A 14643-nucleotide genomic window follows, 5' to 3' on the forward strand; every position below is an offset into this window, starting at 1 on the left:
AAAAGCAATGATAGAAGCGCTCAGCGTTAACTATGTATTTGACGCCAACTTAAACCAAATTTAGCGAGATATTTTTGCAGTCTTGTGGAGTCATTCACCTGTGACTTTTTGGTGCGGCTCACATTAAACAACTCTCTGCCTGCAGCCGCCATACTGGAGTGGCGAGCACAGATAGTAAGCACATAATTTAACTGGTTTATATCAAACGTATCTAACTCGGCAAGCTGTGCTTTGGATAAATACCTATCTAGATTTTTATCTCCCGAAACTTGTTCTCCTGCATACCAATTTTGCTCAAGCCGCTGAATTTCTTCCTGTACGTCGCTAACTGCTATCCGAGAGGAATCTGCCAAAGTGCACAAACGCGTGATAGCCGAACTTAAATCACGAAAGTTGCCTGACCACAAGGCTCGCTCCGACAAGGCAAAACGTTCAAATAACGTTTTTGCTTCTTTATTAAAGCGCACCCTTTCACCCATTTTTTGCGCGTACAGATCTATCTCGTAATCTATATTAGCCGGAATATCTTCCTTGCGGTCTCTTAACGCTGGTAATCGATACGTCCATAGGTTGATCCGTGCGAGCAAGTCTTCTCGAAATCGACCTTTGCAGACCTCTTTAAACAAGTCGCGATTGGTTCCTGCGATTAACTGAAAGTCACTGGTTACGGGTTGATCGCTACCGACTGGGTGAAACAACTTATTTTCTATTGCATGCAATAGCATGGCCTGCTCTTCAAGACCTAACTCACCGATTTCATCTAAAAACAACACGCCTTGGTTAGCAGTGCGTAAATACCCGTCTCGCGCTTGTTGTGCCCCTGTGAACGCACCTTTGGTATGACCAAACAATGCTGCCATGGCATTTTCGCCCTTGAGCGTAGCGCAATTTACCGAAACAAGTCTTCCGGCCAGCATCGCCCGCTTTTTCTTTAATTGAAAAATACGTGTTGCCAACTGGCTTTTCCCTGCACCAGTAGGTCCTGTTAGCAACATGGGATCTTTAGCGCGTATCGCCACCTTTTCAACTTGGGTGATCAGCTGGTTAAATGCCTCATTTTTAGTTTGGATCCCACCTTTTAAAAATGCTTTACCCTCTAGGTGCTCACTGTCGAATCGAGTAGCTAGCTGGTCGTATTTGGATAGGTCTAAATCGATTATTTGAACTTGCCCAACCGATTTGTTTTTATTGCTGTTGTCGGGAGAGGTTTGCACCAAGCGGCCAGGAAAATGACGGCTCTCAGTCAATAAAAAGCTGCAGATCTGTACCACATGAGTACCTGTGGTGATATGAAACAGGTACTCACAGTTGTCGGTATCGAATGCTTGAGCTTGGCACCAATCAAAAAGTTTGGCATACACCTCCTCAAAGTCCCACGGGTTACTGAAGTTGAGGTTGTGCAATGTAACTGTCGACTCTGGCGACACACTTTCAATATCAACCGCCACATTGTTGGCCAACCGTGTACTGTGATTGTCGTGTAATAAATGCAATTCATCAATGACCAGATCAGGTTGGCTACATAGGCTTACATTGGGCCGCCAACGCGCCCACCTATCCACTCGCTTACCAACAAAATCGAGCTGAGTACCAATCAAACTTACTGCTACTGTCTTTTTCAAAACCATATCCATATAGATATATTATATATCCTAACAATTATATTTAGATACTTTTCAAATCTCCACCAATTTCATAAACCATCACCAAAAATAGAAAATAAACCAATAAATTCAAAATGTTATTAATTTATTTTTAATTAATCCTCGTTATTGGCACATAGCTTGATATCTATAGGCTGTCTGGTTATGTGGAAGTGACTCAATCCTCACTCCGGTGCGCTGAACACTGTGACTGCGTATGCCTAACCACACAATAATTTAAGTAGCTCAGTCTGGTAGAGCAGCGAAACACGATTTCGTCGGTCATGGGTTCAAATCCCATCTTAAACCTTGGTAGCTCAATGGTAGAGCCGTGAACATTACTTCGCTTGTTGTGGGTTCGAATCCCACCCAAAAACTCATAAATATACGTAAATACATATTGTTAGTAAGCCGTCATGGCCGCTGACTGGTAACCGCAACATGTCGCCGGATTGGCATAGGCAGGACGCCACTTCCAATCACTAAACATGGCGCCGTTACCACTCAAGCCAGCGACCCTTACTAACACAACATAAAGGAAAACTAATATGTTAAGAAAAACAATTACGGTCAAAGAGAACGAAAGAGCTTTTGTATTCAAAGAGCAGCAACTAACACAGGTGTTAATACCAGGCAAACATGCTTTTTGGGATGTGCAAAATACTCTTTCGTTTCGCACTTTTGATATTAACGGCTTGTATTTTTCTGAGCCAAATGCGGAACGTTTATACCGTAATAACCCAATACTTCAGGAACACATAAGCCACTGGAAATTAAATAGTAATGAAGTTGGCCTGTTATACATTGATGATTTGCTACGCGGCATTGTGGCACCGAGTGAGCACCTGTATTTGTGGCAAGATGCTGGTGAAATACGGCTTGAGCGGATCGCTATTGATAGTCAAATAGAGCTCAATGAACGCATACTATTTTTAATCAACCGAGCGGGTGCAAACACAGCCTCAAGGTTAATTAGAAGTGATCGTACCGTTGCGATAAAACCCATTGCCGATGTCAGCGTGGCCGCAGAACATGTAGGATTACTCTATGTTGATGGCCGCTTTGTTAGACGCTTAGCACCTGGACAACACGCATTTTGGCAATTTAACCACAGCATCACGTTAAAATCGTTTGATACCCGAGCACAACTACTGGAAATATCTGGCCAAGAAATTTTGAGCAAAGACCGCGTGAGTTTGCGAATAAATTTAACCGCTGGGATCAAAATTGAAGATGCCGAGTTGCTCGCCCAAAGCGTGGAGAAAGTCGACGAGTACATATATAAAACGCTGCAATTGGCCTTGCGTGAAGCCGTAGGAACCAAATCATTGGATGATATCTTATTGGATAAGTTATATATCAATGAAACCGTGAGAGAACTTGTGACTGCGTCACTGGCAGGCATTGGCGTATCTTTACAAAGCGTCGGCGTGAAAGACATTATTCTGCCTGGAGAAATTAAAGCCATTTTAAATCAAGTGGTTGAAGCGCAGAAAGCAGCTGAAGCTAATGTCATTAAAAGGCGAGAAGAAACCGCAGCGACACGGAGCCTGCATAACACCGCAAAAGTGATGGAAAACAACCCAACATTACTGCGCTTGAAGGAGCTTGAGGCATTAGAAAAGGTTGCAGACAAAATCGAAAACCTAACCGTCTACGGGGGCTTAGAAGGTTTGATGAATAACACAGTCAAAATTGTCTAACGATAAAAAGAAAAATAACGATAGCATAAGGAACAAATATGTGTAGTAACTACAACACCATCCACAATGATGGAAACGCGCCCATTAAGGCATGGACACAAGGCGTACCTTTTGAAATAGAGGCGCAGCAACAGCTTAATAATATTGCCAGCTTGCCGTTGATCCATTCGCATATTGCGGTAATGCCTGATGTGCATATGGGCAAAGGCGCAACGATTGGTAGCGTGATCCCATCGGTAGATGCAGTGATCCCCGCAGCGGTAGGTGTGGATATTGGCTGCGGCATGGTTGCCACCAAGACATCACTTACAGCCAACCAGCTTCCAGATAATTTGGCTGGTATTCGCCATGCGTTTGAAGCGGCTGTGCCACATGGTCGTACCGGAGGAAAACGCGGAAAGCGTGACCGAGGAGCCTGGCATAACATCCCTGACATTGTTACCTCTGAATGGCAAAAGCTAGTATTAAGATTTGAGAAAATTTGCGCCAAGCACCCCGCTATCAAAAAAAGTAATCATGTGAACCATCTTGGTACAATGGGAACAGGCAACCACTTTCTTGAGCTTTGCTTGGATGAGCACAACGCAGTGTGGATTATGCTGCACTCAGGCAGCCGAGGCGTTGGTAATCGAATTGGCACCTACTTTATAGAGCTGGCTAAGAAGGAAATGCAACGTCATCAAATTCACCTTCCAGATATGGACTTAGCCTATCTAAAAGAAGGAAGTGACTACTTTGATGATTACGTTGAAGCGGTTGAATGGGCGCAGGACTTTGCCGCTAAAAATCGTGAAATCATGATGTTTAACGCGATAAAAGCTTTAAGGTCGCAGATCTCAACGCCATTTACAACCGCAGAAATGGCCGTGAACTGCCACCATAATTATATCTCTCGCGAGCACCATTTTGGTAAAGACTGCTACGTCACGCGCAAAGGCGCAGTACGTGCACAAAAAGGCGAAATGGGGATCATTCCAGGCAGCATGGGCGCACGTTCATTTATTGTAAGAGGACTTGGCAACCCCGACAGCTTTAATAGTTGTAGCCATGGCGCAGGGCGCATCATGTCGCGCACTAAAGCCAAAAAAGTATTTAACGTGAAAGATCAAATCGCTGCAACTGCTGGGGTAGAATGCCGCAAAGATGAAGCCGTTATTGACGAAATCCCTCATGCGTATAAAGACATTGAAAAGGTCATGGCGGCACAACAAGATTTAGTAGAAGTAGTACACACACTGAAACAAATTGTGTGCGTAAAAGGATAAGTTTTGAACATGTCATATTTAGTTATAGATGGCGCACAAGGAGAAGGAGGCGGACAAGTATTACGCACCGCCTTAACCCTATCGATTTTAACCGATCAGCCAATTGAGCTGATAAACATTAGAGCCAATCGCAATAAACCCGGCTTACTACGCCAACACCTTACTTGTGTACTGGCCGCACAGCAGATCTGTAATGCAAAAATAGAAGGTGCAGCGCTTGGCTCTGCGCGCATTCGCTTCACCCCTGGTAAAATAAAAGCAGGGAACTATCGCTTTGCCATAGGTACGGCTGGTAGCACCGTATTGGTTTGCCAGACCATTTTACCCGTATTGGCAATGGCTTCTGAGCAGTCTCATGTCATCTTTGAAGGTGGGACGCACAACGGCATGTCTCCTTCTTTATGCTTTTTAACGCGCTCTTATTTACCAATCTTAAAAAAGATGGGTATTGATTGCCAAATTGAGACTGAAAAGCTTGGGTTTTATCCAGCAGGTGGAGGAAAATGGACATTGACGATACACCCAACCAAGGCACTCAACGCGCTTCCAGAGCTCTCGGCGAGTAGCAGCCAGATTACCGCTGAACAATGTGCAATCACCGCTTTAGTCAGTAAGTTACCTGAACATATTGGCGAGCGAGAAGTGACTAAAGCAAAAAAGGAGCTCAATTGGTTTGGCGCAAAAACAACCGTCGTAAGCGCAGTCACACCGGGACCGGGCAACTCGCTACAGCTGATGATCGACCAAGGCTCGCACACGAGTTTGTTTGAGCAGCAAGGCGAATATGGCGTGTCAGCCGAACGCGTTGCCAAACGTTGCGCAGCCGAAGTAAAGCAGTTTTTAAAATCAGAAGCCGCGGTGGAAGAACACTTAGCAGATCAGTTATTGCTACCTATGGCTTTAGCGTACAGCGGCCAGTTCACCACCACCAAACCAAGCTTGCACACGCTAACCAATATTGATGTAATTCAGTTGTTTATGGACGTTAAATTTGCAGTAACTCAGCGCACAGAAACACAATGGAATATTAGCGTGGTAGGAAATTAATGATGACAAATAACAGTGAGCTAGAACCAATAGCAGCCGATATCAAAGCAGAAATACTTAAACGGATCCGTGCCGCAGAACAAGAGCATGGTGTAAAGGTATTGTATGCCGTTGAATCAGGCAGCCGCGCCTGGGGTTTTGCCAGCCCAAATAGTGATTACGACGTGCGGTTTATTTATGCGCATACAAAAGAGTGGTATCTCACCCTTGATGTCGAAGAAAAACGTGATGTCATTGAATACCCTATTGTTGATGAGATTGATATTAATGGCTGGGATGTAAGAAAGGCATTAAAGCTTTTTAGAAAGTCAAACCCTGCTTTTATTGAGTGGTTACAATCACCTATCGTTTATGTTGATGATGGCGTATTCTCGGCAAAAGCAAAACAGTTAATGCCTCAAATTATGTCTCCAAATAGCGGTATTTATCACTATTTACATATGGCGCAAGGTAACTATCGCGAATACTTAAAGAGAGAAACCGTACCGCTAAAAAAGTACTTTTATGTTCTTAGGCCTTTGTTAGCCATTATGTGGCTAGAAAAATATGCCACACCAGCACCTATAGAATTTGAGACATTACGCCAACTAATTGCAGATAATACGGCGCTAAATGATGCAATTGCTGACCTACTTGAACAGAAAAAAGTAAGCTTAGAGAAACAAGTCATTCCAACTGTGCCTGTAATAAACCAATTTATCGAGTCTGAACTCAACCGCCTTGCGGATTACCGAGCCAAAGAAAAACAGATGAAAGCCAATTACCGCGAGCTTAATGCACTATTTAAAAGCACCATTAGCTCATAGCTGCTCAGGCTGTCAGGCATGGGGTTCAAGCTTTACCCACGCTGCCAGCCTTTTAATCGCGACAAAACGACTTATTGTGTTCTCAATTGCTTGTTCCCGATGGAATTACATTGCTCTATCCTCTTCCTTACAATCTTATTAACACCCGAAATGGGCAGAGCTAAATCACTAAAATACTCGCGACGCTGTCTTGTAGTAGCGTCACTAGCTCGTCATCCATAAATTGATATTCGTCAGGAATATCCAACACTTGAACATTTTTATAGCGCAATAGATTGGCGTATAGTGCACGCAGCCGCGATTTATGTTTTTCTTCCATGACTAAAATAGTATCGGCCCACTCAATATCACTCGCATTTACGCTGCGACGTGCTCTTGGGCTTGTGCCTGCCGATCTCACGCTAATACCCGGATGATTTTTCCAGATACGCTCAGCGGTTGGACTGCGCCACTGGTTGCGACTACAGATGAATAACACATTAGTTGTCATGCGAAGTGCCTTTATTAAATGGCACCGTTGGGCTGAACTGGTTTCCTTTAAAAGTATTTTTAGGATTACCGCGTTGTAGCGCCTGATGCTGCTGCCACCTTGCTTTATCACGAGCCATTTCCTCAGCATCTCCCTGCGCGGCCAATTTCTGTAGCAATAACGCCTTTGCAACGCGCTTGTTGGCGTGCTGACTACGTTCACTCTCCACTCGCACACTCAATCCTGATGCTATATGCGTCGCTCGTACCGCTGAGTCTGTGGTATTAACATGCTGCCCACCAGCTCCTGACGCGCGACAAGTTTGATAGCGAATATCGGATGCCATTGCGATTTCATCTATCTCGGCCATGCTGCCGCTAAAGAACCAATTTTTCCGTTTATGTTTGGCACGAAATGGGCTCTGGCACACCCACAACTGCGGGCCATGCCAATACTCGGCAAGCGCTTTTGCGTCCCTCGAAAGCTGTAGCAATACGGATTTCATGCAGCCTTTGTGTGCATGCATTTCTTGCGCTAATACGGTACATTCTGCGCCTATTGCCTTGGCTTGTTTATCGACTAAGTTGAGCGCCAATGCAACAGCTTTCCCGCACTCTGCTGGGCCTTGACCGGCTGAAAGTTGCAACAAGATCATGATGAACAGTTCCCGTTGGTTTTAAATGTCAGTACCGGACGCAATATGGCGATCACTTCTATCAATCCAGCGTCAACCAAATCACTGACAATGGTTTCACACTTTTTATAAGCCTGCGGCGCTTCATCGTAAAGCAACTCCTTATTGCCACAGATCACACGACTCCCCAATGCTGTGCGATAAAGATCTTCGCGTTTATATTTGTGACTCAAGCGGCTTTGGCAGTCACCTCGCTTCCACTTTCGACCAGCACCATGAGCCAAAGAATATAAACTGGCCGTTAACGCAGGCGCATTGTTTAAAGGCTGAACCACATAGCTATAGTCACCTCGTGAGCCGGGGATCACGACAGCACCTTTGTCACTTGGGGTCGCACCTTTACGGTGCAGCCAACCAGCGCGGCCATCAATAACTTTTGGGCACACGAGGTTGTGATTAACATCTAGAGTACATTCACCATCGCTACGAATGGCTGCGAAAAATCTTTTTGCAATCAAAAAGCGGTTTAACTCAGCCCAGCGCACCGCTTCATCATGGCGTGCCAAATAGCGTGAACTTTCACTACCTTGAGCCGCTTCAGCCACCAAACCATCATGATTAAAACGCGCAACATGGTCGACTAAAATGGCTTGCCCAAGCCCACGCGAGCCTGAGTGAACCAGCAGCTGTAAATACTTTTTATCAAGGCCAAGCGCAGTAAACGCGGCTTCATTGTAAACACGTTCCACCGCTTGAAACTCGGCGAAATGATTACCGCCGCCAATCGTACCCAGTGCACTTTCAAATAATCCAGCTGAAATATCCCGGTGTGTCATTTCAGCTTGAATCGTCTCTTGCCAACTGGCATCGAGCGGTTGCTCGATATCTTCTAGCCGTTTAGCAAACTTATCGACATTAACTTTGGCAACCTTTGTAGTGGTCTGCCACAGCGCCATACCACAGCCAATATCGTTTCCGACTAACGCGGGATACAGCCTATCTAGGCTAAAAAATGCCGCGCCGATCGGATAACCACGTCCCGGGTGCAAGTCAGGCATACCTGCAACACGATGCATACTGGCTAGTTCAGCGGTTTTTGTAAGTTGTTGGATCGCAGCGCCTTCAATCCAAGTGTCTTGAGATGCAAATAGACACACGCGATCAGAAATTTGTTGGACGGATCTGCCCATAGTTACCAATACCTTTCAATGGGGTTTAAAAATAATTGTGTATTGGCAGGTCTAGAATGGCTTAGTTATAGCAATCAAATGTTAGGTTACATAGGCAACATAAAATCGCTAAATACAGCTTTCGCAAGCTAGGAAATATTTATTCGCGCTCGCGAATTACAGAGAAAGACCTGCAAAGGATAAAGTTGTTTGTGTCATGTTTTTTCTCCTCTACAGTGAATGAATGGTTAGAATCGCGGCAAGTGTAAACAGTTTGGGAACGTAATGCAACCTTGGATTGCCTGTGCGCTGAATGATAGAATTGCAACTTGTGATATTAACCTAAACAAGGCAAGGATAGCAGCTAGATATTCAGCAACAAGCGCTTAATCACTCACTCCTGCGACTATTATCGATTAAGGAAAACAAATATGACGCAATTCTATTTTGGAGGTTGGTACAACGAGGATACTCCAACTCGCCTCGACGCCTTAAAACAAGCTTTATCTCAACAAGATAAGGCAAAGGTAGAAACCTTATCGGAAACCCTGTTTGAAAGTTATTTGGATGTCACCGCAGCACTCACGAAAGCACAAATTATCCAGTATGCCGACTTGATGGGTGATGAGTTGAGTACGATAGAGCTCGATATTTGTATGGGAGAATTAGTTGATCATCACCACCCAGACGATATCGAAACGGCCTGTCGTCATTGCCTAGAACTTGGCATTGATTTTCCATTCGCCGACTACTTTTTGATGGAAATGACGGCGAATCGCTCAGAGTTCGACATTGAGTTTTTTGAGCGCACCGTAGCCCCCTCTTTTATGGAACTACGCAAAGCAGGCAAAATGTCTGTCACAGACTACTTTGCGCTGATGTGCGAAATTGTTTGTCGCCTTGATAAGTGTGAATATGGCGCGAATTGTTTAGAAAAGTTACTTAAAGACCCAGAGCTCGATTTAAGTCAGCTAACCGAAAACGACTACACTGCGTGTTTAGATACCTGCCACTACGGCTACTTTCTCAAACCTGAACTGTTTCGCTTGTTTGTGAAGAAAGCGAATGGTCGTCAAGTAATCGAATCCACAACAGAATGGCAAGAATCGGGGGAGTATTTTCTTATCACCTATCAATTTAAGTCCATTTTCGGTGAAGCCAATGCATATTGTGGCGGTTGGGAAGAATATAACGACAGTTTTACCGATGCCTTTATCGAACTAAAGCGCAGCAACTTAGTTACTCAAGTAGAACAACAAGTTATCGATTGCTTAGAAAGAGGTGGTCACCATGATCTTGCCCAAGCTTTTATCACTGCGTAGTCAAGCTAGCTAAATAGAAGTGCTTAAAGCAATGGAAGGTGTACACACTTTCCATTGCGAAATAGCAAAGCTTAGAAGCTTAGCATTTTTTTAACATGACAAACTTGAGGTAATACATTTTTTTGCACCTCAATTTGTACTCTATCACCTTCTGAGATAGTCGCTGCGATGTTCGTTACTCTTTCAAGAATAGCAGGATCGCTGTAGCTTGAAGTGCCATTCATTACGCAGCGGAACTTACGTCCATTAGAGTCTTGAGCATTTACAGTTAAATGGTTTTCGCTCACATTCATAGAGAAAGTGCCTGCTTGGCTGTGGTTTAACACAACATCAGCAGTTTGGATGACCACGCTACCATAATCTACTTCTGTGATTTTTACTTCAGCAGCAGAAGCCGACCCTGCAGATACACCTAGCGCTAAAACGGTTGCACCAAAAACTTTGTTCAATACTTTCATTGTATATTATTCCTTTATACATTTATTAAGTTCATTTATTAGAAAAGCCCTTGAAATTTAAGGCATTGCAAACCTAACACATAACAAATTTAAATAAAACAAAACAAGTTTAAATATTTTTTAACACGCTGCGTAGTTAGTTTAAGATTCAATTTGAACAAGCATAAGCAGACAGCATTACCGCATTAATAGCCTAGGGCGCAGTATTCCCCGTTGCCGTGCGCGATACACTAGTTTTAGTGTCGAGAAATACGTAAACACCAACAGCTACCTTATTTTAGAAGCGCTTTTGATACGAATAATGAACAATTTAGTACAATGCTAAGTCGAAACTGTCATAACCATGGTAAGCAAATACTAGTGGGTGTCGGTGTTGTTTCACTTTCGGTGTTGTTTCACTTTCGGTGTTGTTTCACTTTCGGTGTTGTTTCACTTCAGTGTCATTTCATTGTTTGCTGTTTTTTCACTTTCAGTTCGCTCAACCCTGCTTGGAAAGTCTCGTTATCAGGGTGGAAGTGTAAGCCTAACTGATAAAACGTTATCGCTTCTTGTTTTCGCCCTTCGTTTCGAGCATGAGTAGCAAGTCTTTCAAATGTCGTTATTCGCGTTAATAGCGTATTTGGGTATGCTGCGACCCAGCTTTTATACGCATTTAAGCCTATTTTATATCCACTGTTCCTAGCATGCACAAAAGGAGGTTGGATGTCCTTGGTAATGCGTGTGAGCGCAGTTGCAGGTTGGTCAGCACCTTTGTGAAAAAATGCAATATTACCTTTGTACAAGCCAATCTCGGCACTAACAAACTGATCTATTCGATAACGGCCATTCTCTGTTGGTAAGAGTTCGTATGGCATTCTGGTGCCAAATGAGTTATCTAAAAGTAACCTTCCATTTTTTACAAAGACGGTAACTGTTTCATTAAACGGCGAAAAAAAGCCTCTATTGATATTGTAATAATGCCCCACCATATCCGAATGCTGAGATTTATTTGACACAATTTTAGTGCCATTGATTTCTCGTCCCCAGTTGCGTTCACTAATTATGGAGCTAATTACGGATTCAATAACAGGGACGCGGCTTTTGTGTGCTCCGTTGCCAAAAATGATAATTGCTTTCCCTCCCTCCATCGTCGCCATCACTTGTCCGCCAAACCCCGTTCCGTAGCCTGAATGAGAAAACCACTCTAGGTTTCCGTCAGCCATATACCTCATCCAACCTAATCCCCATCCACCTGCCTTTTTTAGTGTCTGAATTTTAGTTGTTTCTCTTGCAACTTTTGATGAAATTACTGTTCCAGACTGGTGCCGTAAAGCACGTTGAAAATCAATTATCAGTTTTGCCATATCTGTCGGAGTCGTCCACATCCCCGCAGCAGCCACTTGCGGATAGATAGGAAGCCCTGTCCCACCGGCAAGTGTACCGTCAAAATTGTGCGCTTTAGCTACATTCTTTGGGAAATTTGGACTACCGTATTGCTGCAAGGTGCTATTGGTCATTCCAATTGGCTTAAAAAGCATATTCTGAGCTATCTGAGCTATGGGTTGCCCTACCACATCCTCAATAACCATCTGCGCAATAACAAAACCACCTCCGCTATAACTAAAGCGGCTTCCAGGTGAGGATTGAACAGTAATAGGGTCCGCAGGTTTCTTTAATTTTTTACCGTTTAAACTTTCAACCAGAGTAGGTATATCATCTCCCGTAAAATAAGCAGAATATCCGCTTTGATTCACCCCACCGCTATGACTGAGCAAGTGGCGTAACGTAACGGGTTGTTCGGTTGTATATTTGTTTTCAGGGAGTTTCCACCTCCGCAGGTAATTGTTTACAGGCACATCTAAATTCAGTCTGTTTTGTTCCGATAATTGAGTTGCAATAATGGCAGTTATCACTTTAGAAATAGAAGCTGCGCCAAAAGCGGTATGCTGATTTATGTATGCTTCAGCACCATATTCCTTTTTCCCATACGAGCCAATAAATGCCACTTCGTAATTCTCCACTACCGCAACACTTAGCCCGGGCAGATTGTGCTGCTTGAGTAATGCTTCGAAGTCCACGTTCGCAAAATTAACAGGTTGCTTTGCTAATGCCGCAACTGAAAACAAAGCAAACAATAAATATAAACACCTTAAAAGCTTCATAAAACTGCTTTTCCTCTTAATAAATGTGCAGACCGCAGTGGTTGTGCTGTCATGTGTCTGAAAGTTATATAGAATGTGCGTTTGAATATATCTACGATATTCCTTTTTGCTCGCTTTTTTATGCTAACGGTCGGTTTTTTTATGCTAACGGTAGGGTTTTTTCAGGGTGTCACCTGTCTTTTTTCCAGACATGCTTCAATTTGTGCTAGCCACGTTTTACGTTTTTGTATGGTGATAAGTCTCTTTTATTCAATAATGGTAAACGCCACCTCAACCTCTCCCGTTCATATCTCATCAGTATCTATCTGTCAGGATGTATCTAAAAATACACAGGGAACACTGACAAAAGTCGAAAACTGTAGACCAGCGTCAATCAATCAGGTCAACCCAAAGCAATCATTAGTTTGGATACAAGTTCATTTCGATGTGGCAAACGCAGGGCAACCTAGGGAGCGCCCTCTTGGACTGGTTTTGTCAGCCGAAGCATCTACGACGGTTTATCTTAATGGAGTAAAGATCGGCCGCAATGGCTCGCCAGCTGAGGAAGCAAAAAATGAAGTTGCCGGCCGCATAGATAAAAGCTTCTATTTACCCGACAGCCTCCTGATAAAACAACATAATACTTTAGTCATCGAACTATCTTCACATAACAGGCTATTGCAGATTGATCCGCCTATACAAAGGTTGCTTATCACCGATTATCAAACACCCAAGGACTATCTTACAAACCACTACCTACCCGTGTTTATCCCGCTTGGTATTTTAATTATCGGTTTTATCTACTCAACAGTATTAGCCTTGCAAAGTAATAACACCAAGCAAAATCTATTCATCCCTATTGCATCGCTTTTCGCAGTTATCCAATTAATTGCTGAAGTATCACGCGGATTGTTTGATTACAGTTACCCATACAATGGGATCAGGATGCTAACTATTCTTTGCTCAAGCTTAATAGTTTCATTCTTTTTATTGAGTTATGTATGTAAACGCTTTTTAACAAAAAGGGGAAAAACAGCCTTAACCGTTGGTTGTTTAGCGACCCTCATATTTGTCTTGTTATTGGATCATATGGAATCAAAAACGCTTGCATCAGTACTGCTCCCTATGGGGATAGGGACACTAATTACCGGATATGCTGCGATAAAGAAAGCCCGCAACGCGCTGCCACATAGCATTGCACTGTTTGCATTTGTTTTATTGACTGCTAGTAGCCCAAACCAGTTTTTAGATATTTACTACTACTATTGCATTGCTTTGCTTTTCGTCTTCTTTTTTGCTCAACATGCTATCGATTATAAGAAAGAACAGGAAAAAAAGCGGTTTGAGCAAGATCGGGCAGATCGACTACAGCGCATATTGGACGAACAGAAAGAACGGGAGCAACCATCTAAAATAAAAATCAGCCATGCTGGAAAAACAGACTTTATATCTTGCGAAGAAATCTGTTTTTGTAAGGGGGCAAGAGATTATGTTGAGCTGGTTATAAATAATAGGGGAAGTGTATTGCACCACAACAGCTTGTCTGAACTCGAAAGTACACTTCCTGCCACTTTTTTACGGGTTCATCGCTCGTATATAGTGAATACTCAGTTCATAACCTCCTTATCCAGAAGCGCATCAGGAACTGGCATTTTACATTTATCGACAGGTGACGAAGTCCCTGTTAGTCGCAGGATCATGCCCAAAGTTCGCGACGCATTAGGTTAGACGGCTATCCAAATTAGACACTATTAGGCAAAAAAGCCGTTGCAATTAGTGTGTGACTTAGGAATATAGCTTCTATCCTTGGGCTGATGGAGTAGCCCCTTTATTGTTCACCCACATCTGATGTCGCCCAGCAATAAAGAAGTGCATATTGAAACTATATTCCTAAGTCACATCTGATGTCGTCCCGCAATATAGTTTCATACTGAGCGGGGCTGTAGGGTCTGTGTTTTGGTTTGGGAATTTGAGGTTGGGAAAATAGAGTTTCATACTCAACCCAAC

At 43.4% G+C, this 14643-nt stretch carries 12 protein-coding genes and 1 tRNA gene; 7 read left to right on the forward strand and 6 right to left on the reverse strand.

Annotated features, from left to right (window positions below; genetic code table 11):
- Positions 1 to 26 precede the first annotated feature (26 nt).
- On the reverse strand, positions 27 to 1628 hold the full coding sequence (rtcR, locus tag EXT47_RS17515; protein ID WP_165383826.1) for an RNA repair transcriptional activator RtcR: 1602 nt from the start codon (positions 1626 to 1628) through the stop codon (positions 27 to 29).
- Between the two features lie 250 nt (positions 1629 to 1878).
- Between rtcR and EXT47_RS17520 the strand changes: the two genes are divergently transcribed.
- The 5 genes from EXT47_RS17520 to EXT47_RS17540 all read left to right on the forward strand — a co-directional run bounded on the left by EXT47_RS17520 (position 1879) and on the right by EXT47_RS17540 (position 6464).
- Positions 1879 to 1949 (forward strand) — tRNA-Arg (locus tag EXT47_RS17520).
- A gap of 242 nt (positions 1950 to 2191) precedes the next feature.
- Positions 2192 to 3346 carry a slipin family protein gene (locus tag EXT47_RS17525; protein WP_130127184.1) on the forward strand — a complete coding sequence of 385 codons (1155 nt, stop codon included), beginning with the start codon at positions 2192 to 2194 and terminating at the stop codon, positions 3344 to 3346.
- Between the two features lie 38 nt (positions 3347 to 3384).
- Positions 3385 to 4611, forward strand: a complete 1227-nt coding sequence (locus tag EXT47_RS17530; RefSeq protein WP_039493289.1) for an RtcB family protein — start codon at positions 3385 to 3387, stop codon at positions 4609 to 4611.
- 9 nt (positions 4612 to 4620) lie between these two features.
- Complete coding sequence (gene rtcA / locus EXT47_RS17535; RefSeq protein ID WP_039493287.1) at positions 4621 to 5658, forward strand: RNA 3'-terminal phosphate cyclase; 1038 nt, start codon at positions 4621 to 4623, stop codon at positions 5656 to 5658.
- Positions 5658 to 6464, forward strand: coding sequence for a nucleotidyltransferase domain-containing protein (locus tag EXT47_RS17540; RefSeq protein ID WP_052258220.1), 807 nt, complete (start codon positions 5658 to 5660; stop codon positions 6462 to 6464). The genes rtcA and EXT47_RS17540 overlap by 1 nt, the downstream gene beginning before the upstream one ends.
- A 160-nt stretch (positions 6465 to 6624) precedes the next feature.
- On the opposite strand, the gene EXT47_RS17545 is transcribed toward EXT47_RS17540, so the two are convergent.
- From EXT47_RS17545 to EXT47_RS17555, 3 genes are read right to left on the reverse strand one after another with little or no spacing between them, the layout of a single operon-like run.
- The gene (locus tag EXT47_RS17545) at positions 6625 to 6954 is read right to left on the reverse strand and encodes a low molecular weight protein tyrosine phosphatase family protein (RefSeq protein WP_039493284.1); all 330 of its coding nucleotides are present in this window, start codon (positions 6952 to 6954) and stop codon (positions 6625 to 6627) included.
- Entirely contained in the window at positions 6944 to 7588 is a 645-nt protein-coding gene (prfH, locus tag EXT47_RS17550; RefSeq protein ID WP_052258219.1) for a peptide chain release factor H, read from the reverse strand. Before prfH ends, EXT47_RS17545 begins: the two co-directional genes overlap by 11 nt.
- Positions 7585 to 8757: an RNA ligase RtcB family protein gene (locus EXT47_RS17555; protein ID WP_039493281.1), complete on the reverse strand. Its 1173-nt coding sequence runs from the start codon at positions 8755 to 8757 to the stop codon at positions 7585 to 7587. The genes prfH and EXT47_RS17555 overlap by 4 nt, the downstream gene beginning before the upstream one ends.
- Before the next feature lie 410 nt (positions 8758 to 9167).
- On the opposite strand from EXT47_RS17555, the gene EXT47_RS17560 reads away from it, so the two are divergent.
- Positions 9168 to 10058: a hypothetical protein gene (locus EXT47_RS17560; protein ID WP_039493279.1), complete on the forward strand. Its 891-nt coding sequence runs from the start codon at positions 9168 to 9170 to the stop codon at positions 10056 to 10058.
- Between the two features lie 71 nt (positions 10059 to 10129).
- On the opposite strand, the gene EXT47_RS17565 is transcribed toward EXT47_RS17560, so the two are convergent.
- Positions 10130 to 10516, reverse strand: a complete 387-nt coding sequence (locus tag EXT47_RS17565; protein WP_039493277.1) for a hypothetical protein — start codon at positions 10514 to 10516, stop codon at positions 10130 to 10132.
- A gap of 440 nt (positions 10517 to 10956) precedes the next feature.
- A complete protein-coding gene (locus tag EXT47_RS17570) occupies positions 10957 to 12657 on the reverse strand; it encodes a serine hydrolase (protein ID WP_052258217.1) in 1701 nt (566 codons plus the stop codon).
- Between the two features lie 81 nt (positions 12658 to 12738).
- On the opposite strand from EXT47_RS17570, the gene EXT47_RS17575 reads away from it, so the two are divergent.
- Positions 12739 to 14364, forward strand: a complete 1626-nt coding sequence (locus tag EXT47_RS17575; RefSeq protein WP_084204200.1) for a LytTR family DNA-binding domain-containing protein — start codon at positions 12739 to 12741, stop codon at positions 14362 to 14364.
- Positions 14365 to 14643: the final 279 nt, after the last annotated feature.

Origin of the sequence: Pseudoalteromonas sp. CO342X (genome assembly GCF_004208915.1) — a bacterium.
Lineage (GTDB): Bacteria > Pseudomonadota > Gammaproteobacteria > Enterobacterales > Alteromonadaceae > Pseudoalteromonas > Pseudoalteromonas maricaloris.